Here is a 24,725-nt window from a genome sequence, read left to right as displayed (position 1 = left end):
CACGCCGCCGCGTCCAGGAGTTAACCGATGAGTGCTGTTCTCGACCCCCACGGCCACGCGCACGGCGCAGGCCACGCGCACGACCACGACCACGGGCATCCGCACGGCTGGCGGCGCTGGCTGTTCGCCACCAACCACAAGGACATCGGCACGATGTACCTGCTGTTCAGCTTCGCGATGCTGATGGTGGGCGGCGTGCTGGCCCTGGGCATCCGCGCCGAGCTGTTCCAGCCCGGCCTGCAGTTCGTGAACCCGCAGCTGTTCAACCAGCTGACCACGATGCACGGGCTGATCATGGTGTTCGGGGCGATCATGCCGGCCTTCGTGGGCTTCGCGAACTGGATGATCCCGCTGCAGATCGGTGCCGCGGACATGGCCTTCGCGCGCATGAACAACCTCAGCTTCTGGCTGCTGATCCCGGCGGCGCTGATGCTGGTGGGTTCGTTCTTCATGCCGGGTGGCGCGCCTGCCGCAGGCTGGACGCTGTACGCCCCGCTGACGCTGCAGATGGGCCCGTCGATGGACGCGGGCATCTTCGCGATGCACATCATGGGCGCCAGCTCCATCATGGGCTCGATCAACATCATCGTCACGATCCTGAACATGCGCGCGCCCGGCATGACGCTGATGAAGATGCCGCTGTTCTGCTGGACCTGGCTGATCACCGCCTACCTGCTGATCGCGGTGATGCCGGTGCTGGCCGGCGCCATCACGATGACGCTGACCGACCGCCACTTCGGCACCAACTTCTTCAACCCGGCCGGTGGCGGCGACCCGGTGATGTACCAGCACATCTTCTGGTTCTTCGGGCACCCCGAGGTCTACATCATGATCCTGCCGGCGTTCGGCATCGTGAGCGCCATCATCCCGACCTTCGCGCGCAAGCGCCTGTTCGGCTACACCTCGATGGTGTACGCCACGTCGTCGATCGCGATCCTGTCGTTCATCGTCTGGGCGCACCACATGTACACCACCGGCATGCCGGTGACGGGGCAGCTCTTCTTCATGTACGCGACGATGCTGATCGCGGTGCCCACGGGCGTGAAGATCTTCAACTGGCTGGCGACCATGTGGCGCGGCTCGATGACCTTCGAGACGCCGATGCTGTTCTCGGTCGGCTTCCTGTTCGTGTTCTCGATGGGCGGCTTCACGGGCCTGATCCTGGCCATGGCCCCGATCGACATCCAGCTGCAGGACACCTACTACGTGGTGGCGCACTTCCACTACGTGCTGGTGGCGGGCTCGCTGTACGCGCTGTTCGCCGGCGTGTACTTCTGGGGTCCGAAGTGGACCGGCGTGATGTACTCCGAGACGCGCGGCAAGATCCACTTCTGGGGCTCGCTGATCTTCTTCAACATCACGTTCTTCCCGATGCACTTCCTGGGTCTGGCCGGCATGCCGCGTCGCTATGCCGACTACCCGATGCAGTTCGCCGACTTCAACGCCATCGCCACCGTGGGCGCGTTCGGCTTCGGCTTGATGCAGGTGTACTTCTTCCTGTTCGTCGTCGTGCCGATGATGCGCGGCAAGGGCGAGCCGGCACCGCAGAAGCCCTGGGAGGCCGCCGAAGGCCTGGAGTGGGAAGTGCCGTCTCCGGCGCCCTGGCACACCTTCGAGCAGCCGCCCAAGCTGGACGCCACGGCCACCCGCGTGGTGGGCTGAGCAGCGTAGCGTGATGGGAGCCACCGTGCAGACCACCGAGCAGCAACGCAAGGCCAACGTGCGGCTGGCGCTGATCCTGGCGTCGATGGCCGCCGTGTTCGCGCTGGGTTTCGTCGCCAAGATCTGGTGGATGGGGGCATGACCGCCGGCCGGCGTTCGCTGATCGGCGCCGACAACCGGCGCATGCTGGGCAAGCTCGTCGTCGTGACGGCGGCGATGTTCGGCTTCGGCTATGCGCTGGTGCCGATGTACCGCTCGATCTGCGAGGCACTGGGCATCAACGTGCTGTCGCTGTCGGAGCAGCGCATCGCCACCGGCAACTGGTCGGGGCGCGCCAGTGCCGGCAACACGCAGGTCGACAGCACGCGGCTCATCACCGTCGAGTTCGATGCCAATGCCCGCGGCCCCTGGGATTTCAAGCCGGCGCAGCGCACGGTGCAGGTCCATCCGGGGCAGCTGATGACGGTGGAGTACGAGTTCCGCAACGTGCAGAACCGCACGATGGCCGCGCAGGCCATACCCAGCTACGCGCCGCGGCAGGCGAGCCCGCACTTCAACAAGCTGGAGTGCTTCTGCTTCAGCGAATGGACGCTGGCGCCGGGCGAGAGCAAGCGCTGGCCGGTCAGCTTCGTCATCGATCCCAAGCTGCCGAAGGACGTGACGACGATCACGCTGTCCTACACCTTCTTCGAAGTCGGCGGCAAGGTGCCGCAGGAACCGAAGGGCGAGGTGGGCACGTGAGCGACGAGTCGCCGGTCCGCCGCAAGGGGTCCTTCCTGCAGACCGCGGGCGCGGTGGCTTGGTCGTTCTTCGGCGTGCGGCGTTCGGCCGACTACGCGCAGGACGTGCAGAAGCTGAACCCCGTGCATGTGGTGATCGCCGGCATCGCCGGCGCCGTGCTGTTCATCGTGGTGCTGGTGCTGCTGGTGCGCTGGGTTGTCGGCAGCGGCGTCGCAGCGTAGCCATTCAAGAGTTTGATCCGAGGAGAGAGTTCGACATGTCGGCCATGACGCCCGCGGGGACCACCCCGTACTACTACATTCCGCAGCCATCGCAGCACCCGGTGATGATGGCCTTCGGCCTGCTGCTGGTGATCTACGGCGCGGGCCAGTGGGTCAACGGCGCCGGCTGGGCGGCCTGGGTGCTGCTGGCCGGCCTGGTGGTGTGGCTGGGCGTGATGTACCGCTGGTTCAGCGAGGCGATCCACGAGAGCGAGAGCGGTCTGTATTCCGATCGCATCGACGTCTCGTTCCGCTGGAGCATGAGCTGGTTCATCTTCTCGGAGGTGATGTTCTTCGCGGCCTTCTTCGGCGCGCTGTACTGGGCGCGCGTGCATGCGCTGCCGATGCTGGGCAACCTCGAGCACCAGCTGCTGTGGCCCGACTTCAAGGCCATCTGGCCCAGCGCCGGCGGCGGCGTGACGGCCTCGCCGGCCGGCACCGTCGAGCCCTTCCAGACCATGGGTCCGTGGCCGCTGCCGACGATCAACACCGCGCTGCTGCTGACCTCGGGCATCACGCTCACGATCGCGCACCACGCGCTGCTCGCCGGCAACCGCGGCAAGACCATCGCCTGGATGTGGATCACCGTGCTGCTGGGCGCCACCTTCCTGGTCGTGCAGGGCTACGAGTACGTGCACGCCTACCGCGACCTGAACCTCAAGCTCAGCTCGGGCATCTTCGGCAGCACGTTCTTCATGCTGACCGGCTTCCACGGCTTCCACGTGTTCGTCGGCATGCTGATGCTGCTGTTCATCACGCTGCGCCTGATGAAGGGTCACTTCACGCCGAAGCGCCACTTCGGCTTCGAAGGCGCGGCCTGGTACTGGCACTTCGTCGACGTGGTCTGGCTCGGCCTGTACTTCCTCGTCTACTGGCTCTGACGCCAGCCTTGCGGCAACGAGAAGGGCGCCCTCGGGCGCCCTTTGTCATGCGGCAGCCGCCGCCCCGTCACGGGCCCATCGGGATGCCGGTGGGCCGCACCCAGCCCATCCACCAACTCAGCAGGATGAACAGGAACAAGGCCACCGACAGCGCCACGCGCAGCGCCAGCGCGCGCGCCATGTGGTTCTGGGCCGGGGCGTCGGGGTCGCGCTTCTTCAGCATGAACAGCCCGGCACCGGCCAGGGCGGCCAGCACCGCCACGAGCATCAACACGATCACGATCTTCATCGGCCCGGATTATCCGCCGCGGGGGCTGCCGTGCGCTTGAAGGGCAGCCGGGCCGTCGTGCTGCTGGCCGCCGCGGTCGGCGTGGCCGTCACGGCCCGCCTGGGCGTGTGGCAGCTCGACCGGGCGGCGCAGAAGACCGGCCTGCAGGCCACGCTCGACCAGCGCCGGGCGCTGCCGCCGCTGCCTGCTGGCGAACTGGCCGCGACCGCGGCCGCCGCCGCCGGCCAGCACCACCGGGCCGTCGTGCTGCAGGGCCGCTGGTCGGCCGCGCACAGCGTCTACCTCGACAACCGCCAGATGAACGGCCGCCCGGGCTTCTACGTGGTGACGCCGCTGCTGCTGGCCGACGGCAGTGCGGTGGCGGTCCAGCGGGGATGGCTGCCGCGCGACCAGGCGGAGCGCACGCGCATCGCGCCGCCCGCCACGCCCGATGGCGTCGTGCAGGTCGCCGGCCGCATCGCCCCCCCGCCGGGCCGGTTGTACGAGTTCGACGGCGCCGCCAGCGGGCCGATCCGGCAGAATCTCGACCTCGCTGCTTTCGGTCAGGAATCCGGGCTCGCGCTGCGACCACTGTCGGTGGTGCAGGAAGACGGCCCGCTGGCGCCTGCCGACGGCCTGCTGCGCCAGTGGCCTCGCCCGGCCGCCGACGTGCACAAGCACCACGGCTACGCCTTCCAGTGGTTTGCGCTGGCCACCCTCATCCTCGGTCTGTATGTCTGGTTCCAACTCCTCCGCCCCCGGCTCCGCCGCTGAACCGCTGAGCATGACCGTGCACAGCGTGGCCCCGCCGGTGCTCGAGCAGCGCCGCAGCGGCCGCTGGAAGATGCTGCTCGTGCTGCTGGTGTGCGCCGCGCCGGTCATCGCCTCGTACTTCACCTACTTCGTGGTGCGACCGCAGGCGCGCACGAACTACAGCACGCTGATCACGCCCACGCGGACGATGCCTGACCTCGGTCTGCGCCAGCTCGACGGCCAGCCGGTGGCCACGGCGGACCTGCGTGGCCAGTGGCTGCTGGTCGCGGTGGGCGCGGCCGGCTGCGACGCCGCGTGCGACAAGCGCCTGTTCATGCAGCGCCAGCTGCGCGAGATGCTGGGCCGCGAAGCCGACCGCCTGGACAAGCTGTGGCTCGTCACCGATGGCCAGCAGCCGGCGCCGGCCCTGCGTGCTGCAGCCGAAGCCGCGCCGGCGATGCGCATCCTGCAGGCCGACGGCGACGCCGTCGAGCGCTGGCTGTCTGCCGAGCCGGGTCACAGGCTCGACGAGCACCTGTACATCGTCGACCCGATGGGCGAATGGATGATGCGCGTGCCCGCGCAGCCCGATCCCGCCAAGGTCAAGCGCGACCTCGACAAGCTGATGCGCGCCTCCGGCGGCTGGGACAAACCGGGGCGCTGAATGGATGTCGACTCCTTCGCCCGCCTCGCGCTGCTGGCGCTGGTCATCGCGCTGCTGCCGCTGTCGTGGGTGTGGCTGCGTCAGCGCGGGCGCGACGCGCGCGCGCGGCTGGCGGCGCTGACGGCGATCACGCTGTTCCTCACCTTCGACCTCATCGTCTTCGGCTCGTTCACGCGGCTGTCCGACTCCGGCCTGGGCTGCCCCGACTGGCCGGGCTGCTACGGCGAGGCCAGCCCGCTGGGCGCACGGGCAGACATCCACGCCGCACAGGCCGCGCTCCCCGATGGCCCGGTGACCTGGTCCAAGGCCTGGATCGAGATGATCCACCGCTACCTGGCGATGACCGTGGGCGTGCTGATCCTGGTGATGGCCGCGGCCAGCTGGAAAGAGCGCGCCCGCCTGCCGCACTCGCCCTGGTGGGCGACCGCCACGCTCGCGTGGGTGCTGGTGCAGGGGGCGTTCGGTGCGTTCACGGTGACGCTGAAGCTGTACCCGGCCATCGTCACGCTGCACCTGCTGGGCGGGCTGGCGTTGCTGGCGCTGCTGGCGGTGCAGCACACGGCCTACCGGAACGCGCCGCTGCCTGCGGCGCCGCCGCTGCGCCGGCTGGCGCTGGGGGCCGGCGGTCTGCTGGTGGTGCAGATCGCACTCGGCGGCTGGGTCAGCACCAACTACGCGGTGCTTGCCTGCAGCGGATTCCCGCTGTGCAACGGGCAGGCCTGGCCGGCGATGCACTGGAGCGAAGGCTTCACGCTGCTGCGCGAACTGGGCCGCGCCGGCCACGGCGGCTACCTGAGCTTCGAGGCGCTGGTCGCCATCCACATGGCGCACCGGCTGTTCGCCGTGGTGGTGGCCGTGGCGCTGGGGCTGCTGGCCTGGCGGCTGTGGCGTGCGCCGGCACTGCGGCGTTTCGGCGCCGGCCTGGCGCTGCTGCTGCTGGCGCAGCTGGCCAGCGGCCTCAGCAACGTCGTGCTCGGCTGGCCGCTGGCTGCCGCGCTGGGCCACTCAGCCGGTGCCGCGGCGCTGGTGCTGCTGCTGACGCTGCTGCTGGCACGCACCGCGCCGGCACGGCAGCCGGCCGTCGCCGCCCGGCCGTCGGCGGCCACGGCCGCTGCCTAGAATCCACGGTTCCCCATGGCCCAGACCCTCGCCGCCCCCGCCAGCACCGCCTCGAAGTGGTCGCAGTTCTATGCGCTCACCAAGCCGCGCGTGGTGCAGCTCATCGTCTTCTGCGCGCTCATCGGCATGCTGCTGGCCGAGCCCGGTGTCCCCAACCTTGTGCTGGCCGGTGCGGCCACGCTGGGCATCTGGTTGGTGGCGGCGGCCGCTGCGGCCTTCAACTGCATCGTCGAGCAGCACATCGACCGCCGCATGGCGCGCACCGCCTGGCGCCCCACCGCCAAGGGCGAGCTGACGAACACGCAGACGCTGGTGTTCTCCGCGCTGCTGTGTGCCGCCGGCAGCGCCGTGCTGTGGTTCTGGGTCAACCCGCTGACGATGTGGCTGACGTTCGCCACGTTCGTGGGCTACGCGGTGGTCTACACCGTGGTGCTGAAGCCGCTGACACCGCAGAACATCGTCATCGGCGGCGCCTCGGGCGCGATGCCGCCGCTGCTGGGCTGGGCCGCGATGACGGGCGAGGTCGGCCCCGAGGCGCTGATGCTGGTGCTGATCATCTTCCTGTGGACGCCGCCGCATTTCTGGGCCCTGGCGCTGTACCGGGCCGAGGACTACCGCCGCGCCGGCCTGCCGATGCTGCCGATCACGCACGGCCCCGAGTTCACGCGGCTGCAGGTGCTGCTCTACACCTTCGTGCTGTTCGCCGCGACGCTGCTGCCCTTCACCTACCGCATGAGCGGCTGGATCTACCTGGTGGCCGCCGTGGTGCTGGGCGTCTGGTTCATCGTGCTGGCCTTCCAGCTCTGGCGCGGCTACAGCGACGCGCTGGCGCGCAAGACCTTCCGCTTCTCCATCTGGCACCTGTCGCTGCTGTTCGCCGCGCTGCTGCTGGACCACTACCTGCACCCATGGCTCGTCTCTCTCGGCGCCTGATCCTGCTGGCCGCCGCCGGCACCACCGTGCTGGCCGGCTGCGACAGCGGCGGCGTCAGCAAGCCCGCGTTCAAGGCCGTGGACATCACCGGCGCCGACTACGCGAAGGAACTCAACCTGAAGGACGCCGATGGCCGGCCGCGCCAGCTGTCGGACTTCAAGGGCAAGGTCACGGTGGTGTTCTTCGGTTTCACGCAATGCCCCGATGTCTGTCCGTCGACGCTGGCCGAACTGGCGCAGGTCAAGCAGATGCTGGGCGCCGACGGTGCGCGTGTGCAGGGCGTGTTCGTCACGGTCGACCCCGAGCGCGACACGCCCGAGCTGCTGAAGGCCTACGTGGGCAACTTCGGTGCCGACTTCGTGGCGCTGCACGGCACACCCGACGAGATCAAGGCTGCGGCCAAGGCCTTCAAGGTGTTCTACAACAAGGTGCCGGGCAAGACCGCCACCAGCTACACGGTGGACCACACCGCCGGCAGCTACGTGTTCGATGCCCAGGGCCGGGTGCGGCTGTTCACGCGCTATGGCAGCGGTGCCGAGGCGCTGGCCGCCGACCTGCGCTTGCTGCTGGCCGAGAAGGGCTAGCCGGGGTGGCGGGCCAGCGGCCCGCCGCGCCGCAGATGCCTGTCAGGCGGTCTCGAGCGCCTTGCGCATCTTCTTCATCGCAGCCACCTCGATCTGGCGGATGCGCTCGGCGCTGACGCCGTACTCGGCGGCCAGCTCGTGCAGCGTCATGCCGCCGGAGCTGTCGTCGTTGACCTTCAGCCAGCGCTCCTCGACGATGCGGCGGCTGCGCTCGTCCAGCGCTGCCAGCGCATGGCTGATGCCGTCGCCCGAGAGCCAGTCGCGGTGGCGCGCCTCCAGGCGGCGCGTGGGCTCGCTGGCGTCGTCGGCCAGGTAGGCGATGGGCGCATAGCTCTCTTCGCCGTCGTCGTTCTGCGGCTCCAGCGCGACGTCGCCGCCCGAGAGCCGGGTCTCCATCTCGATGACCTCGTCGGGCTTCACGTTCAGCTCGCGCGCCACCGTGGCCACTTCGGCCGGCGTCAGCGTGTTGCGGTGCGTGTCGGCGTCGGCGGCATCGCCCTTCAGGCCCTGCTTCATCGAGCGCAGGTTGAAGAACAGCTTGCGCTGGGCCTTGGTGGTGGCCACCTTCACCATGCGCCAGTTCTTCAGGATGTACTCGTGGATCTCGGCCTTGATCCAGTGCAGCGCGTAGCTGACCAGGCGCACGCCCTGTTCCGGGTCGAAGCGCTTGACGGCCTTCATCAGGCCGACGTTGCCTTCCTGGATCAGGTCGCCCTGCGGCAGGCCGTAGCCCAGGTACTGGCGCGACACCGACACCACCAGGCGCAGGTGCGACAGCACCAAGCGCCCGGCGGCCTCGACGTCGCCGTGCTGCTGCAGGCGCTGCGCGTACTGCTTCTCTTCCTGCGGCGTCAGCATCGGCAGCCGGTTGACGGCCGTGATGTAGGCGTCCAGGTTGCCGATGGACGGCACCAGGGCCCACGGGTCGCGGACAGACAGGGCGGTGGCGGCAGCAGTGTTCATGGCGGTATGGGACTCCGGTCGTTCGACCAAGTTCCCAAATATTAGCACTCGCCGTGAATGAGTGCTAAAGCCGGCGGGTCATCGGTGTGAGTCTTTGCTCACATTCAGGCGTCGGTCCGCACCAGCGCCGGGTCCAGCGCGCGCACGCGCTGGTCGACGTAGTAGCCGCCGAACTCGGTGTAGCGCAGGAAGGCACGCCCGCAGCCGCTGCAGGCTGCCACGTCGCAGCGGTGGTACGGGTGGTGGCGCGGCGCGATCGGCGCGTCGGGCGACCACAGCCGGGTGCCGTCGGGGTGGAACTCGTCCCAGCCGGGTTCGTCCTCGCCCTGGCGCAGCGTGCCCAGCGCGCGCAGCACGCCGGTGTCGAACCCGGCCGGCAACGACTCCCAGCCCGGGCACACCAGCGCGGCGCAGGCCGGGCAGCCGGTGCTGCCTGCCGCGGCGCGTGCGATCTCCAGCAGTTGTTCGCCGGTGAGCGGGCTGGTGTCCGCGTCGGTCGCGGCGCTCACGCCTGCACCCGCAGCGACAGGTCGACCGCGTGCACGTCCTTCGTCAGCTTGCCGACCGAGATGCGGTCGACGCCGGTGCCGGCGATCGCGCGGATGCCGGCCAGGTCGACGCCGCCCGACACCTCCAGCAGCGCCCGGCCCTGGTTCAGCGCGCAGGCCCGGCGCATGTCGTCGAGCGTGAAGTCGTCCAGCAGCACGCTGGTGGCGCCGGCGGCCAGCGCCTCCTGCAGCTCGGTCAAGGACTCCACCTCGACCTGCACCGAGACGCCGGCGCCCAGCGCCTGCGCCGCGCGCAGCGCCGCCGTGATGCTGCCGGCCGCCGCGATGTGGTTTTCCTTGATCAGGATGCCGTCCCACAGCGCCAGGCGCTGGTTCTGCCCGCCGCCCACGCGCACCGCGTACTTCTGCGCCTGGCGCAGCCCGGGCAGGGTCTTGCGCGTGTCGAGCACGGCGCACCCGCGCGGGTTGGGCGAGGCGCCGGCGATGGCGTCGACATACTGGCGCGTCATCGTGGCCGTGCCCGACAGCAGCTGCAGGAAGTTGAGGGCCGGCCGCTCGGCGCTGAGCAGCGCGCGGGCCTCGGCGGCGATGCGGCAGACCACCGTGCCCGGCACGACCTGCACGCCTTCGGCGACCGCCCAGTCCACGCGCGCGGTGCCGTCGAGCGCTGCCACGCAGGCGTCGAACCAGGCCTGGCCGCACAGCACGGCGGCTTCCTTGGCCACCACCTGCGCCTGCACGCGGCGGCCGGCGGGCACCAGCTGCGCGGTCCAGTCGCCGCGGCCGATGTCTTCCATCAACGCGTCGCGCACGTTGCGCGCGCGCGCGTCGTCCAGGGTTTCGTTGTGTGCGTGCATGCAAGTGGGCGGGGGCGGTCAGCCCCAGCGCGTGTCCATGGTTTCCAGGGTCTGGTCCAGCGTCTGCAGGAAGCGCGCGATGTCCAGCGGCTTGGTGATGTAGTGCACCGCGCCCAGCGTCAGCGCCTCCTGCATGCGCGCGGTGGTGGCGTCGGCCGAGACCACGATGACCGGGATGTCGGCGACGTCGTCGTCCTTCTTCATGTGGCGCAGCAGTTCGAGCCCGCTGATGTCGGGCAGCTGCATGTCGAGCAGGACGAGGTCGGGCCGCTGTGCGCGGATGGCGCTGAGCCCGTCCAGACCCATCGTGGAGACCTCCATCAGGATCTGCGGCCGTTGCAGCAGCACGCCGCGCATGACCTCGATGTTGGTCTCGTTGTCCTCGATGTAGTGCACGCGCCGCTGGCGGTAGGGCGGTGTGGCGGCGGCCGGGGCCGGCGGCGGCAGCGCGCCGGCGTCGGGGGCCGCAGCCAGCCGCAGCGTGAACGACGAACCCTGGCCCGCGGTGCTGGCCGCTTCCAGCGTGCCGCCCATCAGCTCGGCCAGGCGGCGGCTGATCACGAGGCCGATGCCGGTGCCTTCGATGGCCGTGTTCTCGCGGCCCAGGCGGTTGTAGGGCTGGAACAGCGCGTCCAGCTGCGACGGCGTCATGCCCAGTCCGCTGTCGCGCACCGTGATGGCGATCTGCCGCGCCGCCGCGTCGTGCACCGCCGTGACCAGCACCGTGCCGCCGTCGCGGTTGTACTTCACGGCGTTGGACAGCAGGTTGGTCAGCACCTGCTTCAGCCGCGTCTCGTCGGCCGTGGCGCTGCGCGCCTCGACGGGCAGGTCCACCTGCAGCCGGATGCCGCGCTGTCCGGCGGCATTGGCGACCAGCGCGACGCTGGCGGCGACCACGTCCTGCAGGTCCAGCGCCCGCATCGACAGCTGCACCGCACCGCTCTCGATGCGCGCGAGGTCCAGCGTGTCGTTGATCATCTCCAGCAGGTGCCAGCCGGCGCGCTGGATCTGCGCGGTCCACTCGCGCTGGTGCGCGGCCAGCTGCGGGTCGCGGTCCAGGCCCAGCAGCTGCGCAAAGCCGATCATCGCGTTCAGCGGCGTGCGCAGCTCGTGGCTCATGCGCGAGACGAACTCGCTCTTGGCGCGGTTGGCGGCCTCGGCGCGGTCGAGCGCGCGCTCGGAGGCCTCGAGCCGCAGGTGTTCCGTGATGTCCTCCACCACGCCGGCCAGGCGCAGCGCCTGGCCCTGCGCGTCGCGCAGCACGGTCAGGTGCGCGCGCACCCACAGCACCTGGCCGTCGGCCCGCAGCAGCCGCAGCTGGCGGCGCGAGATCTCGACCCGCCGTGCCAGCAGCTCGGCCAGCTGGTGCTGGTTCTCGGCCTGTTCCTCGGCGTGCGCGATCTGCGCCAGCGGCAGGCCCAGCAACTGGGTCGCCGGCCGGCCCAGCATCTCGCACAGGCGCGGGTTCGTCTCGACGATGCGGCCCTGCGGGTCCAGGAACATCACGCCGATGGGCACGTTGTCCAGGATGCTGCGCAGCCGTGCCTCGCTGTCGCGCAGGGCTTCCTCGGCGTGGGTGCGCTCCAGCACCTCGCGGCGCAGCTGCGCGGTGCGCTCGTCGACGGCCAGCTCGATGCGGCGTGCGCGCCCGGTCACGGTGAGCAGCAGCGCGCCCAGCATCGCCGCCGACAGCAGCCCGGCCACCGAGAACATCCAGGCATTGGCGCGCTGGCGCCCGGGCAGCCGGGCGGCGGTGGTGGTCACGCGCAGGCCGAACTGGCGCGCGGCGAACGACACCGAGCGCAGCCGCTCGAAGGCGCCCGACGGCTGGCTCTCGCAGCCGGGCGGGCCGGCCAGGCGGCGCTGCACGGCGCCGGGGTCCTGGTCGATCAGGCACCACTGCAGGTAGTCCTGCTCGGGCCCGGCCAGGCCCGCCAGCAGGCGCTCGGCGCGCACGGTGACGAAGAGCACGCCGCGGAAGCGCTGCGCGCGTTCCGCCGCCGTCGCCACCGGCCCGTCGTACACGGCCTGGTAGATGACGAAGCCGGCCTCCTCGCGCGTGGCCTGCGTCAAACGGAACGCGGCGCTGGCCGAGGGCAGGCCGGTGTCGCGGGCGTGCAGCACCGCGGGCCGGGCGGCCGGGATCGAGTACGTGTTGACGCCCAGCGCACCCGCGTTGCCCGCGCGCGGCTCGATCAGCCGCAGCGCCAGCACATCGGGGTCGGCGGCGGCGCCGGGCGCGCCTTCGCGGTCGAAGACGCGGTAGCCGACCAGGCCATCGGCCTGCGCCGCCGCCTCGAACGCCGGCACCTCCGCGCGCGGCACGCGCGCGCTGTAGCCGGTGGCCTGCAGCTCGATCGGCTCGGCCAGCCACCAGCGGGCGGCCTCGCGCAGCGCCCGTTCGTCCAGCCCGCCGGCGGCCAGGTGGGCGCTGTGCAGCGCCTGCAGCGCGTGCAGCGGCTTGCGCAGCCGCGCCTCGGCCTCGATGGCGATCTGGTCGGCGTCGCGGTCGTAGGCGGCCGTCAGGCGCTGTTCGTCCCAGCGGCCGACCACCAGCGTCGCTGCCGCCAGCAGCAGCGTCGCCAGCAGCAGCGGCACGCCCACGGTGCGCCGCCGCGGCAGCCAGTCGGCGCGTGGCTGGCCGATCATGGTCAGCGCCAGCGGCAGGCCGATCAGCACGCCCAGCGTGTCGCCGATCCACCAGGTGCCCCAGTTCGAGACGACCTGCTCGCCGCTGACGGCGCCGTCCAGGTGCAGCACGGCCGTGGCCAGCGTGGCGTTCATCAGGCACGACGTGGCCCCGAGCAGGCCGGCCACCGCGATGTCGCGCGGCCCGGCCAGCACCAGCGGCTGCGGCACCCAGCGCCGCAGCAGCGCCGCGCCCAGCATGGCCTGCAGCATCGCGCCGCCACCGATGGCCAGCGGCACCCACAGCGCGGCGGCGTCGAACTGCCCGCGCGAGGCGCTGAGCACCACGTTGACGCCGAACGAACCCAGCAGCACGCCCGACCACGCGGTGCTGCCGTAGGTGAGCACCGCCGCCAGCGCCACGCCCGAGGCCGGGTACAGCGGCGAGGCGTAGCCCGGCGGCACCGCCAGCAGCAGCGCCAGCCAGCCGACCACGGCGTACGCCAGCGCCGTGCCGGCAACGACGCGCCAGGCGGGCACTGCGAGCGGGCGGTCCATGTCCCCGAGCATCGCCGGACTCTACCGCCGCAACGGCACGGCGTGCGTGCGGCCTGACCTAGACGTTGAACAGGAAGTTCATCACGTCGCCGTCCTTGACGACGTACTCCTTGCCTTCGGCGCGCATCTTGCCGGCGTCCTTCGCGCCCTGTTCGCCCTTGTAGGCGACGAAGTCGTCGAACGCGATCGTCTGCGCGCGGATGAAGCCGCGCTCGAAGTCGGTGTGGATCACGCCGGCGGCCTGCGGCGCGGTGTCGCCGATGTGGATGGTCCAGGCGCGCACCTCCTTCACGCCGGCCGTGAAGTAGGTCTGCAGCCCCAGCAGCTTGAAGGCGGCGCGGATCAGGCGGTTCAGGCCCGGCTCGTCCTGGCCCATCTCGGCCAGGAACAGCGCCTTGTCCTCGTCGGCCATGTCGGCCAGTTCGGCCTCGGTCTTCGCGCAGATGGCGACCACGGGCGCGTTCTGCTTCGCGGCGAACTCGCGCAGGCGGTCGAGGAAGGGGTTGTTCTCGAATCCGGTCTCGCTGACGTTGCCGACGAACATCGCCGGCTTGGCCGTGATCAGGCACAGCGGCTTGAGGATCGCCTGCTCTTCCTTGCTGAAGGCGATGCTGCGCACCGGCTGCGCCTGGTCGAGCGCGGCCTGGCACTTCTCCAGCACCTTCACCAGGGCTGCGGCTTCCTTGTCGTTGCCGCTGCGCGCGGCCTTCACGTAGCGGTGCAGGCTCTTCTCCACCGTGCCCAGGTCGGCCAGGCAGAGTTCGGTCTGGATGACCTCGATGTCGGCGATGGGATCGACGCGCCCGGCGACGTGGATGACGTTGTCGTCCTCGAAGCACCGCACCACGTTGACGATGGCGTCGGTCTCGCGGATGTGGCTCAGGAACTGGTTGCCCAGGCCTTCGCCCTTGCTGGCGCCGGCCACCAGGCCGGCGATGTCGACGAACTCCACGATCGCCGGCACCACGCGCTCAGGCTGCACGATGGCCGACAGCGCGGCCAGCCGCGGGTCGGGCAGCTCGACCACGCCGACGTTGGGCTCGATGGTGCAGAACGGGTAGTTCTCGGCGGCGATGCCGGCCTTGGTGAGCGCGTTGAAGAGGGTGGACTTGCCGACGTTGGGCAGGCCCACGATGCCGCACTTGAGGCTCATGGAAGGCTTTCGGGAAAGAAGCGGGGCGCGCCAGGCGCGAGATGGCGGATTTTCCTACACTCGCGCCCATGCACTCCCAGCACACCAGCCTGCACCCCCACACCAAGGACCTGGGCGGGGGCTTCCTCGTGCGCAGGCTGCTGCCTGCGGCCACGCGCCAGGCGGTGGGGCCGTTCCTGTTCTTCGACCACTTCGGCCCCATCGATGCCGGCCCCGACGACAACCACGACGTGCGCGCCCACCCGCACATCGGGCTGGCGACGGTGACCTACCTGTTCGAGGGCGCGATGATGCACCGCGACTCCACCGGCGCCGTGCAGCGCATCGAGCCCGGCGCCATCAACTGGATGACGGCCGGCCGCGGCATCGTGCATTCCGAGCGCACGCCCGAGGACCTGCGCGGCGTGGCGCGCCGCAGCCACGGCCTGCAGCTGTGGGCGGCCCTGCCCGAGGCCGACGAGGAGATGGCGCCGTCGTTCGCGCACACGCCGGCCGCCGCGATCCCGGCGCTGGAGGTCGGCGGCGCGCAGCTGCGCGTGCTGATCGGCAGCGCCTTCGGCGCCACCTCGCCGGTGGCCACGCGCTCGGAGACGCTGTACCTCGACATCGCGCTGGCTGCCGGCGACGCCTTCCCGCTGCCGCCGGCGCCCGAGCGGGCGCTGTACGGCGTGAGCGGCAGCTTCGAGCTCGACGGCGTGGCCGTGCCGCCCCAGCAGATGGTGGTGATCGCGCCGGGCGACGAGCCCATGCTCTCGGCCAGCGGCGACGCGCGCGTGGTGCTGATCGGCGGCGCGCCGCTGGGCCACCGCCACCTCTACTGGAACTTCGTCTCCAGCCGCAAGGAACGCATCGTGCAGGCCGCCGACGACTGGGCGGCGCAGCGCTTTCCGGCCGTGCCGGGCGAATCCGAGTTCATCCCGCTGCCCGAGCGCCGCCTGACGTGAACCTCGCCGCGCTCCGCACCGCCTGATGGCGTCGCTGCCGCCGCTGAGCCACCACGCGATCCTGGCGCTGCTGCCGCCGTTCGCGCAGCGCGGCCTGCAGCCCGACCTGGCCGCCAGCGACCGCGCCGCGCGCCGGCTGCTGTTCCAACCGCAGCTGCTCGATGCACCGAAGTGCAGCGCCACGCTGCAGCTGCAGCAGCAGGACAGCGGACGCTGGCAGCTCGTGCGCACGCTGCGCCACGCCGACGGCCTGGTCGCCACGCTGGAGGCCGAGGGCGACGATCCCGGCGCGCTGCTGCAGCGCCTGGACAGCGTGCCGCCGGCGCAGCAGCTGCAGCCGGGCGACGGCTACGTCTGCGCATTCAGCCACGCGCTGGCAGCCCCCGGCGGCAGCAGCGTCGACGCCACCGTGCGCATGACGCAGGCCACGCTGCAGTGCGAGGCCCTGCAGCTGGGGCTGAAGGTGCCGGCGGTGCAGGGCATCGCCGCCGAGGTGATGCTGCGCGCGCCGCAGGGCGACCTGCCCTGGCTACCCGACGACCTGCTGGCGGTGCTGGGCTGGCACTGGTCGCGGCTGCGGCGGCGCCAGGACGGCTGGCACGCCACGCTGCTGCTGCGCGGCGCCGGCACCGTGCGCAGCGCCGATGCCGAAGCCAAGCTGCTGGCCACCGCGCAGCACCTGGCGCGCACGCTGGCCGAGCCGCCGGCGGCCTTCCATCAGCGGTGGCTGCGGCGACGCTGGGCCGTGACGGGCCGGCGCGCGGTGCCGGCGCTGGTGTGCCTGGCGTTGATCGGCGGCGCGGCCGCCGTGCCGCAACTGGGCCTGGCCGACAACTCGATGGTCTGGATGCTCATCTTCAACCTGCCGCCGGTGCTGATGGTGGCCTTCTTCGCGATGCGCGAGATGCCCACGATCGAGATCCCGCCGCTGCCGCGCCGGCCGCGCGCGGCCGTCTGGCGCAGCCCGGAACCTGCCCCTGCCCCGGCCCCTGCACAGGCCAGTCTCTGATGCACAGCAACCCGATGAACATCCCGCCGGTGTCGATCGCCACCGCGAAGGCGGCGCTGGCCGCGCAGTTCGCCAGCCCGGCGCTGCGCCAGCGCGCCACCATGCTGTGGGGGCCGCGCGGGGTGGGCAAGTCGTCGGTGGTGCGCCAGGTGGCGGCGCAGCACGGCGTGCCGCTGGTGGACCTGCGGCTGACGACGATCGAGCCGGTGGACATCCGCGGCGCCATCTACGCCGACGAGGTGCAGGGCAAGACGGTGTGGTTCCCGCCCGAGTTCCTGCCGGCGCCCGACCTGCCGGCCGGCATCCTGTTCCTCGATGAGCTGACGGCCGCCGACCAGCGCCTGCAGATCTCGGCCTACTCGCTGATCCTCGACCGCCGCGTCGGCAACTACCGCCTGCCCGACGGCTGGCAGGTCGTGGCCGCCGGCAACGCCAGCTTCCACGGCGCGGTCAGCCACGACATGGGCACGGCGCTGGCCGACCGCATGTTCCATTTCCACGTGCAGGCCACGGTCGAGGCCTTCCTGGCGCACGCGCTGGAGCAGGGCTACGCGCCCGAGGTCATGGCCTACCTGCGCATCCGCCCCGACAAGCTCGACGACACGCAGGCGCAGCTGGCCGCCGACCACCTGGTGGGTGCCAGCCCGCGCGGCTGGGAAGACGTCTCGCACGTGCTGCAGTCGGGCCTGCCCGAGGCGCAGCAGCGCCTGTTCGTGCAGGGCCGCATCGGTGCCGCGAACGCGGCCGAGTTCTTCGGCGTGCTGCGCGAGCTGCAGGCCGGTGCCGACGTGCTGCAGCTGCTGGCCGCCGCACCCGGCGCGGCCACGCTGGCACTGCTGCCGCGCACGCTGGACGGCCTGTACGCACTGGTCTACGGCCTGGTGGCCGCGGCCAGCGCGGCGCAGGCGATGGCGCGCGCGCTGGAAGTCGCCGCCGCGTTCACCGAGCTGCGCGCCGACCTGGCACTGCCGCTGCGCGAGGCCCAGACGCTGGCGATGGAACTGCTGCTGCAGCGCGCGCTGCAGCAGGGCCTGGCCGACACCGTGCTGGCGAGCCCGGCCTACCAGCAGCACGCCGCGCAGCGCGCAGCCCGCGCAGCCGGCAGCCCGCGGTGACGCCCCTGCACCGCGGCGAGGCCGCGGTGGAGCTGCTGGTGGAGCATGCGCCCTCCACCGGCGGCCTGGCCCTGTGGGTGCGACATGCCGACAGCGACGACCCCGCCGCGCCGCCGGCCGCCACGGACGGCGCCAGCATCACCTACGGCCCCGGTTTCACCGCGCTGCCGCTGGCGGCGCAGGCCGGCTGGGTCGCGCACGAGGTGCTGCACGTCGCGCTGCGCCACCCGCAGCGCTGCGTCGCCTTGCAGGCGCTGCAGGGCGACGTGGACCTGGAGCTCTTCAACCTGTGCGCCGACGCCGTCGTGCACACCACGCTGGGCCACCTGGGCTGGCTGGCGCAGCCGGCCGGCGCGGTGGCGCTGGAAGACCTGCTGGCGCAGGTGCTGGGCCAGCCGCAGACGGCCGAGGCCGCGCTGCTGCAGTGGGACGTGGAGGCGCTCTACAGGGCCATCGACGACCGCCGCCCGCCACCCGTGGGCAGCGGCGGCCGCCAGCAACGCCCCGACGGCCCGCGTGCCGCCGCGGCGCGGGCGCTGGCACGGCGCAGCCAGCCCGACCTGCGGCCGGCGGGGCAGGCCGCGGACGCCGCCGACGCTGCTGACACCGCCCCCGAGCTGGAGGCCGAGGCCACGCGCACCTGGCGCGAACGCCTGCTGCGCGCCCACGCCGGCGACGGCGCGTTTTCGCTGCTGCGCAGCCTGCCGGCCGACCTGCCCGGCACGCACACGCCCTGGCAGCAGCTGCTGCGCGTGCGGCTGGCGCGTGCGCTGTCGCGGCGGCTGGGGCCGGCGTGGTCGCGGCCGGCGCGGTCGTGGCTGGCCAACCAGGGCCGGGTCCGCAGCGGTGGCAGTCGTCACCGCATCCCGTGGGAACCCGGCTGGGGCGCGCCGCTGGCCGTGCCGCGGCTGGTGGTGGTGCTGGACATCTCGGGCTCGATCGACGCCGCGCTGCTGGCGCGCTTCGCCCGCGAGCTGGACGCCATCACGCGGCGGCTGGAGGCCGGCGGCGTGCTCGTGGTCGGCGACGACGCGGTGCGCGCCGTCAGCCGCTTTGCCCCTGGCGCCACCGGCCTGGCCGGCGCCGCGTTCGCCGGCAGCGGCGGCACCGACTTCACGCCGCTGCTGCTGGAGGCCGACCGCCACGGCGCCGACTGCATCGTCGTGCTCACCGACCTGCAGGGCCCGGCCGCACACCGGCCGCAGGCGCCGGTGCTGTGGGCCGTGCCCGAGGCGCACGCCGCGGCGGTGCCGCCTTTCGGCCGGCTGCTGGTGCTGCGCTGAGCGGCCGGGTCAGGGCTGTTTCGGGTAGTCCGGGCTCTGCAGGTGGTGGTAGCGGGCCTGCGTGCGGGCCTCGTCCATGCGCATGCCGTTGCGCAGGTTCTGGCGCAGCCGGGCTTCGATCGCGGTGATGTCCTCGGCGATCGTCAGCAGCTCGGCCGCACGTGCCTTCGGCAGCACGACCACGCCGTCGGCGTCGCCGCGCAGGATGTCGCCCGGGTGCACCGCGATGCCGCCGATCGTCACCGGCACCTGCAGGCCCGCGAGCTGGATGCGGCCCTTGCCGGTGCGCATCCAGTGGCCGCGGCTGTAGATCGGGAAATTGAGGTCGATGCACAGCTGCACGTCGCGGTTGATGCCGTCGATCACGGTGCCGGCCATGCCACGGCGGTGCGCCATCTCGGTGAGGATGTTGCCCCAGGTCGTCATCTCGGTGCGGCCACCGTTGTCGATGACGATGACGCTGCCCGGGTCCACGTCGTCGATGAAGTCGCCGACGCTGCCCGGCTCGCCGGCCGCCGCCATGCGGTACAGCACCGTGTAGGCGCGGCCGGCCATGCGGAACTTGCCGTCGCGCGGCGCGATGCCGTGGCACTGGCCGGCGATGGACAGGCGGTCGAGCGCGTCGCTCAGCGCCGCACAGTCCAGCTGCGCGGCGCGAGTGACCTCGGTGTCGACGCCGGCGGAGGCGGTGGGTGGGGTGGTGGGGGTCATGTGCACGCTGCTGTCGTGGAAGTTCAGTCGGCCTTGATGCCGGCCTGCCGGATGATCTGGCCCCAGTAGTCGATGTCCTGGCGCACCTGGCGGTCGAGCTGCTCCGGCGTCTGGTAGCGGATCTCCACGCCAGCCGCGTCGGCGGCCTTGCGCACGTCGGGGCTCTGCAGCGCCTGCTGGGCCGCCGCGGTCAGCCGCGCCACCGCGGCCGGCGGCGTTCCGGCGGGCGCCAGCAGCGCGACCCAGGCTTCGAGTTCGAAGTTCGGGTAGCCGGCCTCGGCCGTGGTCGGCACGTTGGGCAGCAGCGGGTGCCGCGTCTTGGCGGCCACCGCCAGCGCACGCAGCTTGCCCGACTGCACCATGCCCAGCAGCGACGGCGGCGTGGCGATGGTCATCTGCACGTTGCCCGCCACCACGTCCTGCATCGCCGGGCCCGCGCCCTTGTAGGGCACGTGCACGACGTCGATCTTCGCCTGCTGCTTGAACAGCTCCATGCCCACGTGCGGCACCGAGCCGTTGCCCGAGGTGGCGTAGTTCAGCGTGCCCGGCTTCGCACGTGCCAGGTCGACCAGCTCCTTCAGCGTGGTCGCCGGCACCGACGGGTGCACCGCGATCACGTGCGGCGACACCACCAGCATCGCCACCGGCGCGAAGTCGCGCACCGGGTCCCAGGCCAACTTGTCGAACATCGCCGGGTTGCCGACGTGGAACATCGAGTAGCCCACCAGCAGCGTCTGCCCGTCGGGCTTCGCCCGGGCCACGGCCGTGGCCGCGATGTTGCCGCTGGCGCCGGCGCGGTTGTCGACCACGACCGTCTGCGCCAGCGCCCGGCCCATCGCGGGCTGCACCATGCGCGCCACCTGGTCGAGGATGCCGCCCGGCGGCACCGGCACCACCAGGGTCACCGGGCCGGCGCCGGTCTGGGCGCTGGCAGCGCCGCCGCACAGCGCCAGCACCGCGCCGCACAGGCTGCCGAGCACCAGGGAACGTCGGGTCATGCTTGTCTCCATCCGTAGTCTTGACTGTGTTTAGATATATCTGAGTAAACTTCAGATATTCACAGCGACTCTAAAGATGCCAACAACAGCGTCAAGCAGTGGGAAACCCGTGCCCGCCAGCCGCACCGAGCTGCTCCGGCAGGCGGTGGAGGCCGACATCCTGGAAGGCCGGCTGGCGCCGGGCGACCCGATCGACGACACCGCGCTGATGGCCGCGCACGGGGTGTCGCGCACGCCGGTGCGCGAGGCGCTGATCCTGCTGGCGCAGCAGGGGCTGGTGGACATCCTGCCGCGCGCCGGCATCCGCGTGCGCCGCCCGGCCGCGCCCGAACTGGTGGCGCTGCTGGAGTGCCTGGCCGAGCTGGAAGCCGTGTGCGCGCGGCTGGCCGCGCAGCGCATCGGCGGCCCGGCGCGCGCGGTGCTGCAGCAGGCGCAGCAGCGCGCCGCCGCAGCCGCTGCGGCCGACGACCGCGCGGCCTACGCAGCGGCCAACGCCGACTTCCACGACACCTTGTACGCCGCCAGCGGCAACCCGGTGCTGGTGGAACAACTGCGCGGCGTGCGCAAGCGGCTGGCGGCCTTCCGCCGCCACGTGATGGACACCCCCGGGCGGCTGCAGGCCGCCAGCGCCGAGCACGTGCGCATCCTCGACGCCGTGCTGGCCGGCCGGCCCGACGACGCCTGGCAGGCCATGCACGAGCACATCCTGCGCAAGGGCAGCGCGGTGGCCGAGGTGGTGCTGGTGGCGGCGGGAGCGGGCTGACGCGACGACCGCGCGTCAGAACTTCAGCGTCGCGCCCGCACGCTGGCCCACGCGCAGCGCGCGGTCGATGCCTTCCAGCACGATGGCGTTCATGCCGAAGGTCAGGCCGCCACCCATGCGCGCGTCGGCGCGGAAGCTGGCCAGCACGTCGCCCACGGCATGGCCGGTGGCCGCGGTGGCGGGGTCGACGTCGGGGATGCTGCAGCGCACGCAGGGCTTCACCAGCCGCAGCCGCACCGGGCCGTCGTCGGTGGCGATCGTGAGCGTGTCGATGTGGTCTTCCTCGAACGCCGCCAGGCCGTCCAGCACCAGGTTGGGCCGGAAGCGCTCGATGCCCACGGCCGGCGAGCCCTGTGCGGCCAGGCGCTGGTTCAGCTCGGCGATGGCCGCCGTGCTGGTGACCAGCAGCGGGTAGCCGTCGGCGAACGCGGTCTCGGCTTCGACGCCGCCGGTCCAGCGGGCCGACGCCAGGCGGCGCTGCTCGGGGTCGAAGCGCACCAGGCGCAGCCGGCCGTGTGCGGGCCCCAGGAAGTCCGTGAACCACTGCCCCGCCAGCGCGCCCATGTCGTAGGCCTGCACCGTGTCGTCCCACACCCGCACGCGCGTGGGCTCTTCCACGCGGTCCAGCGCCAGGTGCAGCGCCAGCATGCCGGGCGCGCGCAGCACCAGGTCGCTCTGGCGCAGCGTGCAGCGCACCAGCGCCATGCGCGGCAGTTCGCGCTGGGTGAGCATGTCGCCCGCGGCGTCGACCACCATCCAGGCGCGGTCGAACTCCAGCCCGGTCTCGATCACCAGCGACTCGGTCACGGCGATGCCGCCGCAGGACTTCACGGGGTGCACGAAGAGTTGTGCAACGGTGCAGGGCAGATCGCCGTCTGGAGTGCTCACGCGCGTTCCCGGTGGTGGCTTGGTCGAAGGCGCGCATTGTGCCGCGGGGCGCTCCCTACAATGCCCGCGATGCCTACCCATGACGTACTCGTGCGCGGCGCCGGCGCCGTCGGCCTGGCCACCGCGCTGGCGCTGGCGCGCCAGGGCCTGCAGGTGGCGCTGGTGGGCCGGCCGCCGGCCGCCGCCGGAAGCGGCGACGCGCGCCCGGACATCCGGACCTATGCGCTCAACGCCGCCTCGGTGGCGCTGCTGCAGCAGCTGAAGGTGTGGGACACGCTGCCGGCCGACGCCCGCACCCCGGTCTACGACATGCACGTCGCGGGCGACGCGCCCGGCGCGGCGCTCGACTTCTCGGCCTGGTCGCAGGGCATCGAGACGCTGGCGTGGATCGTCGATGCCGCCGAACTGGAAGCCGGGCTGCGCACCGCGGCGCGCTACGCGCCGCACCTGCAGTGGGTGGACGCCGAGGTGCCCGCCGCGCTGACCGTGCTGGCCGAGGGCAAGGCCTCGCCGACGCGCGACCGCCTGGGCGTGCAGATGCCGCTGCACCGCTACGGGCAGCGCGCCGTGGCGGCGCGGCTCGTGGCCACGCAGGCGCACGCCGGCATGGCGCGGCAGTGGTTCCGCAGCCCCGACGTGCTGGCGCTGCTGCCCTTCGACCGCCCGCAGCCGGGGCAAAGCTATGGCCTGGTGTGGTCGGTGCCCGACGCCCGCGCAGACGCACTGATGGCCATGACGGACGCCGACTTCGAGACCGCGCTGGCCGACGCCACGGGCGGCGCCGCCGGCACGCTGGCGCTGGCCGGCCCGCGCGCCGACTGGCCGCTGGCGATCGCCCGCGCCGAGGCGGTGTGCGGCCCGGGCTGGGTGCTGGTGGGCGACGCCGCGCACGTGGTGCACCCGCTGGCCGGCCAGGGGCTGAACCTGGGACTGGCCGACGTGGCGGCGCTGGCCGAGGCGCTGGCTGCGCGCGAGCCCTGGCGCAGCCTGGGCGACGAGCGCATGCTGCGCCGCTACGCCCGCGCACGCGCCTGGCCCACGCGTGCCATGGGTCACGTCACCGACGCCCTGCTGCACCTGTTCGCCAGCGAGCAGCCGCTGGTGAAGGAACTTCGCAACCGCGGCCTGGGTCTGCTGAACCAGCTGCCGCCGCTCAAGCGCCTGCTGACCAGCCGTGCGCTGGACGGCTGAACCCCGTTCCCCCTGAACCCCCAGATCCAAGGAAGTCCCGCATGAAGTCCCCGACCCTGCGCCTGGGTGCGCTCGCTGCCGCCGTGCTGCTTGCCGGCGGCGCCGCCATGGCGCAGGAAGCGCAGATCCGCAAGGGCCTGGCCGAGCGCATCCCCAGCTTCCCGAAGATCGACGAAGTGCGGCCGTCGCCCATTCCGGGCCTGTTCGAGGTGCGCTACGGCGGCACCGAGATCATCTACACCGACGCGAAGGGCGAGTTCCTGCTGCAGGGCGCGCTGATCGACGCCAAGACGATGACCAACCTCACCGAGGAGCGCATCGACAAGCTCAGCGCGGTCGACTTCTCCGAGCTGCCGCTGAAGGACGCGATGGTCATCAAGCAGGGCAGCGGCGCCCGCAAGCTGGCGGTGTTCGCCGATCCCAACTGCGGCTACTGCAAGCGCTTCGAGCGCGACCTGCAGTCCATCAAGGACGTCACGATCTACACCTTCATCATCCCCATCTTGGGCCCGGACTCGAACGCCAAGACGCGCGACATCTGGTGCACCAAGGATGCCGCCAAGACCTGGCGCGCGTGGATGCTGGACGGCGCGCTGCCGCCCAAGAGCATGGACCCGAAGTGCGACATGGCCGCGATCGAGCGCAACCTCGCGTTCGCGCGCAAGTACCGCGTCAACGGCACGCCGGCCGTGTTCTTCGAGGACGGCACGCGCAAGCCCGGCGCACTGCCCGCAGCGGCGATCGAGAAGCTGCTGGTGGCGGCGGCGAAGAAGGGCTGACGGCCGGCGTGCCGGCCTGCCGGGCGGCACGCGGCGACAATCCGCGGCTATGAATGCCGTGCCTGCCTCGCCGTCCGCCACACCGTCCCGCCTCCCGCCGCGCTGGGCCCTGCAGCTCGGCTACGCCGGCCTCCTGCCCTTCGTGGGCGGCGCCGCGCTCGTCTGGCTGGTCTGGCCCGAGGCGCACCCGTACACCACGCTGGCGCTGTCGGCCTATGCCGCGGTGATCGTGTCGTTCCTCGGCGGCATCCACTGGGGCATCGCGATGCGCGAGCCTGCGCCGCCGGTGGCGCTGTTCGCGTGGGGCGTCGTGCCCTCGCTGGTGGCCTGGGTCGCGGTGATGATGCCGGCCAGCGCCGGGCTCGTGATCCACGGCCTGATGCTGCTGGTGTGCTATGCGGTCGACCGGCGCATCTATCCGCAGCACGGCCTGGCGGCGTGGCTGACGCTGCGCTTCCGGCTCAGCACGGTGGCGGCGCTGAGCTGCTTCCTGGGCGCCGCGGGCACCTGA

At 72.0% G+C, this 24,725-nt stretch carries 27 protein-coding genes; 18 read left to right on the top strand and 9 right to left on the bottom strand.

Annotated features, from left to right (window positions below; translation table 11 throughout):
• Positions 1-27 precede the first annotated feature (27 nt).
• From ctaD to ACPOLB_RS12120, 5 genes are read left to right on the top strand one after another with little or no spacing between them, the layout of a single operon-like run.
• Positions 28-1,662 carry a cytochrome c oxidase subunit I gene (ctaD, locus tag ACPOLB_RS12140; RefSeq protein WP_425261624.1) on the top strand — a complete coding sequence of 545 codons (1,635 nt, stop codon included), beginning with the start codon at positions 28-30 and terminating at the stop codon, positions 1,660-1,662.
• 13 nt (positions 1,663-1,675) lie between these two features.
• Positions 1,676-1,804 (top strand): cytochrome oxidase small assembly protein, encoded by a 129-nt coding sequence (locus ACPOLB_RS12135; RefSeq protein WP_425261623.1) that lies wholly within the window; start codon positions 1,676-1,678, stop codon positions 1,802-1,804.
• Positions 1,801-2,403, top strand: a complete 603-nt coding sequence (locus tag ACPOLB_RS12130) for a cytochrome c oxidase assembly protein (protein WP_425261622.1) — start codon at positions 1,801-1,803, stop codon at positions 2,401-2,403. The genes ACPOLB_RS12135 and ACPOLB_RS12130 overlap by 4 nt, the downstream gene beginning before the upstream one ends.
• The gene (locus ACPOLB_RS12125) at positions 2,400-2,624 is read left to right on the top strand and encodes a DUF2970 domain-containing protein (RefSeq protein ID WP_425261621.1); all 225 of its coding nucleotides are present in this window, start codon (positions 2,400-2,402) and stop codon (positions 2,622-2,624) included. Before ACPOLB_RS12130 ends, ACPOLB_RS12125 begins: the two co-directional genes overlap by 4 nt.
• A 35-nt stretch (positions 2,625-2,659) precedes the next feature.
• Complete coding sequence (locus ACPOLB_RS12120; RefSeq protein ID WP_425261620.1) at positions 2,660-3,544, top strand: cytochrome c oxidase subunit 3; 885 nt, start codon at positions 2,660-2,662, stop codon at positions 3,542-3,544.
• A gap of 67 nt (positions 3,545-3,611) precedes the next feature.
• Here the strand turns inward: ACPOLB_RS12120 and ACPOLB_RS12115 are convergent, their stop codons facing one another.
• A complete protein-coding gene (locus ACPOLB_RS12115) occupies positions 3,612-3,833 on the bottom strand; it encodes a twin transmembrane helix small protein (RefSeq protein ID WP_425261619.1) in 222 nt (73 codons plus the stop codon).
• Between the two features lie 30 nt (positions 3,834-3,863).
• On the opposite strand from ACPOLB_RS12115, the gene ACPOLB_RS12110 reads away from it, so the two are divergent.
• The 5 genes from ACPOLB_RS12110 to ACPOLB_RS12090 are packed head-to-tail and all read left to right on the top strand — an operon-like array spanning position 3,864 to position 7,865.
• Complete coding sequence (locus ACPOLB_RS12110; protein WP_425261618.1) at positions 3,864-4,586, top strand: SURF1 family protein; 723 nt, start codon at positions 3,864-3,866, stop codon at positions 4,584-4,586.
• A gap of 10 nt (positions 4,587-4,596) precedes the next feature.
• Positions 4,597-5,229 carry a hypothetical protein gene (locus tag ACPOLB_RS12105; protein ID WP_425261617.1) on the top strand — a complete coding sequence of 211 codons (633 nt, stop codon included), beginning with the start codon at positions 4,597-4,599 and terminating at the stop codon, positions 5,227-5,229.
• Positions 5,230-6,348: a COX15/CtaA family protein gene (locus ACPOLB_RS12100; RefSeq protein ID WP_425261616.1), complete on the top strand. Its 1,119-nt coding sequence runs from the start codon at positions 5,230-5,232 to the stop codon at positions 6,346-6,348.
• Between the two features lie 15 nt (positions 6,349-6,363).
• Positions 6,364-7,281, top strand: a complete 918-nt coding sequence (gene cyoE / locus ACPOLB_RS12095; RefSeq protein WP_425261615.1) for a heme o synthase — start codon at positions 6,364-6,366, stop codon at positions 7,279-7,281.
• Positions 7,257-7,865, top strand: a complete 609-nt coding sequence (locus ACPOLB_RS12090) for an SCO family protein (RefSeq protein WP_425261614.1) — start codon at positions 7,257-7,259, stop codon at positions 7,863-7,865. Before cyoE ends, ACPOLB_RS12090 begins: the two co-directional genes overlap by 25 nt.
• 42 nt (positions 7,866-7,907) lie before the next feature.
• On the opposite strand, the gene rpoH is transcribed toward ACPOLB_RS12090, so the two are convergent.
• The 5 genes from rpoH to ychF all read right to left on the bottom strand — a co-directional run bounded on the left by rpoH (position 7,908) and on the right by ychF (position 14,533).
• The gene (gene rpoH / locus ACPOLB_RS12085) at positions 7,908-8,828 is read right to left on the bottom strand and encodes an RNA polymerase sigma factor RpoH (RefSeq protein ID WP_425261613.1); all 921 of its coding nucleotides are present in this window, start codon (positions 8,826-8,828) and stop codon (positions 7,908-7,910) included.
• A 104-nt stretch (positions 8,829-8,932) separates the two neighbouring features.
• Positions 8,933-9,337, bottom strand: coding sequence for a hypothetical protein (locus tag ACPOLB_RS12080; protein ID WP_425261612.1), 405 nt, complete (start codon positions 9,335-9,337; stop codon positions 8,933-8,935).
• Positions 9,334-10,194: a carboxylating nicotinate-nucleotide diphosphorylase gene (nadC, locus tag ACPOLB_RS12075; RefSeq protein ID WP_425261611.1), complete on the bottom strand. Its 861-nt coding sequence runs from the start codon at positions 10,192-10,194 to the stop codon at positions 9,334-9,336. Before nadC ends, ACPOLB_RS12080 begins: the two co-directional genes overlap by 4 nt.
• 18 nt (positions 10,195-10,212) lie before the next feature.
• Positions 10,213-13,380 carry a CHASE domain-containing protein gene (locus ACPOLB_RS12070; protein WP_425261610.1) on the bottom strand — a complete coding sequence of 1,056 codons (3,168 nt, stop codon included), beginning with the start codon at positions 13,378-13,380 and terminating at the stop codon, positions 10,213-10,215.
• A gap of 58 nt (positions 13,381-13,438) precedes the next feature.
• Complete coding sequence (gene ychF, locus ACPOLB_RS12065) at positions 13,439-14,533, bottom strand: redox-regulated ATPase YchF (RefSeq protein WP_425261609.1); 1,095 nt, start codon at positions 14,531-14,533, stop codon at positions 13,439-13,441.
• Between the two features lie 68 nt (positions 14,534-14,601).
• Here ychF and ACPOLB_RS12060 point away from each other — a divergent pair, with 68 nt between their 5' ends.
• The 4 genes from ACPOLB_RS12060 to ACPOLB_RS12045 are packed head-to-tail and all read left to right on the top strand — an operon-like array spanning position 14,602 to position 18,884.
• On the top strand, positions 14,602-15,477 hold the full coding sequence (locus tag ACPOLB_RS12060) for a pirin family protein (protein WP_425261608.1): 876 nt from the start codon (positions 14,602-14,604) through the stop codon (positions 15,475-15,477).
• A 25-nt stretch (positions 15,478-15,502) separates the two neighbouring features.
• Positions 15,503-16,486, top strand: coding sequence for a hypothetical protein (locus ACPOLB_RS12055; RefSeq protein WP_425261607.1), 984 nt, complete (start codon positions 15,503-15,505; stop codon positions 16,484-16,486).
• The gene (locus ACPOLB_RS12050) at positions 16,486-17,601 is read left to right on the top strand and encodes an AAA family ATPase (RefSeq protein ID WP_425261606.1); all 1,116 of its coding nucleotides are present in this window, start codon (positions 16,486-16,488) and stop codon (positions 17,599-17,601) included. Before ACPOLB_RS12055 ends, ACPOLB_RS12050 begins: the two co-directional genes overlap by 1 nt.
• Positions 17,598-18,884 (top strand): DUF2201 family putative metallopeptidase, encoded by a 1,287-nt coding sequence (locus tag ACPOLB_RS12045; protein WP_425261605.1) that lies wholly within the window; start codon positions 17,598-17,600, stop codon positions 18,882-18,884. The genes ACPOLB_RS12050 and ACPOLB_RS12045 overlap by 4 nt, the downstream gene beginning before the upstream one ends.
• Positions 18,885-18,893: 9 nt before the next feature.
• Here the strand turns inward: ACPOLB_RS12045 and ACPOLB_RS12040 are convergent, their stop codons facing one another.
• Positions 18,894-19,595 (bottom strand): RraA family protein, encoded by a 702-nt coding sequence (locus ACPOLB_RS12040; protein WP_425261604.1) that lies wholly within the window; start codon positions 19,593-19,595, stop codon positions 18,894-18,896.
• A 23-nt stretch (positions 19,596-19,618) separates the two neighbouring features.
• Positions 19,619-20,593 (bottom strand): Bug family tripartite tricarboxylate transporter substrate binding protein, encoded by a 975-nt coding sequence (locus ACPOLB_RS12035; RefSeq protein WP_425261603.1) that lies wholly within the window; start codon positions 20,591-20,593, stop codon positions 19,619-19,621.
• Positions 20,594-20,702: 109 nt separating this feature from the next.
• Here ACPOLB_RS12035 and ACPOLB_RS12030 point away from each other — a divergent pair, with 109 nt between their 5' ends.
• On the top strand, positions 20,703-21,356 hold the full coding sequence (locus tag ACPOLB_RS12030) for a GntR family transcriptional regulator (RefSeq protein ID WP_425261602.1): 654 nt from the start codon (positions 20,703-20,705) through the stop codon (positions 21,354-21,356).
• A gap of 15 nt (positions 21,357-21,371) precedes the next feature.
• On the opposite strand, the gene ACPOLB_RS12025 is transcribed toward ACPOLB_RS12030, so the two are convergent.
• A complete protein-coding gene (locus ACPOLB_RS12025) occupies positions 21,372-22,244 on the bottom strand; it encodes an MOSC domain-containing protein (RefSeq protein ID WP_425261601.1) in 873 nt (290 codons plus the stop codon).
• Positions 22,245-22,313: 69 nt separating this feature from the next.
• Between ACPOLB_RS12025 and ACPOLB_RS12020 the strand changes: the two genes are divergently transcribed.
• The 3 genes from ACPOLB_RS12020 to ACPOLB_RS12010 are packed head-to-tail and all read left to right on the top strand — an operon-like array spanning position 22,314 to position 24,725.
• The gene (locus tag ACPOLB_RS12020; protein WP_425261600.1) at positions 22,314-23,435 is read left to right on the top strand and encodes an FAD-dependent monooxygenase; all 1,122 of its coding nucleotides are present in this window, start codon (positions 22,314-22,316) and stop codon (positions 23,433-23,435) included.
• Between the two features lie 41 nt (positions 23,436-23,476).
• Positions 23,477-24,214: a DsbC family protein gene (locus tag ACPOLB_RS12015; RefSeq protein ID WP_425261599.1), complete on the top strand. Its 738-nt coding sequence runs from the start codon at positions 23,477-23,479 to the stop codon at positions 24,212-24,214.
• Between the two features lie 49 nt (positions 24,215-24,263).
• Entirely contained in the window at positions 24,264-24,725 is a 462-nt protein-coding gene (locus tag ACPOLB_RS12010; RefSeq protein ID WP_425261598.1) for a DUF3429 domain-containing protein, read from the top strand.

Origin of the sequence: Rubrivivax soli (assembly GCF_049810355.1) — a bacterium.
Classification (GTDB): domain Bacteria; phylum Pseudomonadota; class Gammaproteobacteria; order Burkholderiales; family Burkholderiaceae_C; genus Rubrivivax.
The sequence above is the reverse complement of the archived record's forward strand: the minus strand, read 5'-3'. Positions and strand labels throughout refer to the sequence as shown.

Bases quoted from the DNA above. Each gene is read 5' to 3' on its own strand.
- nadC (WP_425261611.1), bottom strand. From the start codon at position 10,194: ATGCACGCACACAACGAAACCCTGGACGACGCGCGCGCGCGCAACGTG.
- cyoE (WP_425261615.1), top strand. From the start codon at position 6,364: ATGGCCCAGACCCTCGCCGCCCCCGCCAGCACCGCCTCGAAGTGGTCG.
- ACPOLB_RS12015 (WP_425261599.1), top strand. From the start codon at position 23,477: ATGAAGTCCCCGACCCTGCGCCTGGGTGCGCTCGCTGCCGCCGTGCTG.
- ACPOLB_RS12035 (WP_425261603.1), bottom strand. From the start codon at position 20,593: ATGACCCGACGTTCCCTGGTGCTCGGCAGCCTGTGCGGCGCGGTGCTG.
- ACPOLB_RS12105 (WP_425261617.1), top strand. From the start codon at position 4,597: ATGACCGTGCACAGCGTGGCCCCGCCGGTGCTCGAGCAGCGCCGCAGC.
- ACPOLB_RS12070 (WP_425261610.1), bottom strand. From the start codon at position 13,380: ATGGACCGCCCGCTCGCAGTGCCCGCCTGGCGCGTCGTTGCCGGCACG.
- ACPOLB_RS12115 (WP_425261619.1), bottom strand. From the start codon at position 3,833: ATGAAGATCGTGATCGTGTTGATGCTCGTGGCGGTGCTGGCCGCCCTG.
- ACPOLB_RS12090 (WP_425261614.1), top strand. From the start codon at position 7,257: ATGGCTCGTCTCTCTCGGCGCCTGATCCTGCTGGCCGCCGCCGGCACC.
- ACPOLB_RS12050 (WP_425261606.1), top strand. From the start codon at position 16,486: ATGCACAGCAACCCGATGAACATCCCGCCGGTGTCGATCGCCACCGCG.
- ACPOLB_RS12010 (WP_425261598.1), top strand. From the start codon at position 24,264: ATGAATGCCGTGCCTGCCTCGCCGTCCGCCACACCGTCCCGCCTCCCG.
- ACPOLB_RS12120 (WP_425261620.1), top strand. From the start codon at position 2,660: ATGTCGGCCATGACGCCCGCGGGGACCACCCCGTACTACTACATTCCG.
- ACPOLB_RS12135 (WP_425261623.1), top strand. From the start codon at position 1,676: ATGGGAGCCACCGTGCAGACCACCGAGCAGCAACGCAAGGCCAACGTG.
- ACPOLB_RS12040 (WP_425261604.1), bottom strand. From the start codon at position 19,595: ATGACCCCCACCACCCCACCCACCGCCTCCGCCGGCGTCGACACCGAG.
- ctaD (WP_425261624.1), top strand. From the start codon at position 28: ATGAGTGCTGTTCTCGACCCCCACGGCCACGCGCACGGCGCAGGCCAC.
- rpoH (WP_425261613.1), bottom strand. From the start codon at position 8,828: ATGAACACTGCTGCCGCCACCGCCCTGTCTGTCCGCGACCCGTGGGCC.
- ACPOLB_RS12100 (WP_425261616.1), top strand. From the start codon at position 5,230: ATGGATGTCGACTCCTTCGCCCGCCTCGCGCTGCTGGCGCTGGTCATC.
- ACPOLB_RS12130 (WP_425261622.1), top strand. From the start codon at position 1,801: ATGACCGCCGGCCGGCGTTCGCTGATCGGCGCCGACAACCGGCGCATG.
- ychF (WP_425261609.1), bottom strand. From the start codon at position 14,533: ATGAGCCTCAAGTGCGGCATCGTGGGCCTGCCCAACGTCGGCAAGTCC.
- ACPOLB_RS12060 (WP_425261608.1), top strand. From the start codon at position 14,602: ATGCACTCCCAGCACACCAGCCTGCACCCCCACACCAAGGACCTGGGC.
- ACPOLB_RS12055 (WP_425261607.1), top strand. From the start codon at position 15,503: ATGGCGTCGCTGCCGCCGCTGAGCCACCACGCGATCCTGGCGCTGCTG.
- ACPOLB_RS12020 (WP_425261600.1), top strand. From the start codon at position 22,314: ATGCCTACCCATGACGTACTCGTGCGCGGCGCCGGCGCCGTCGGCCTG.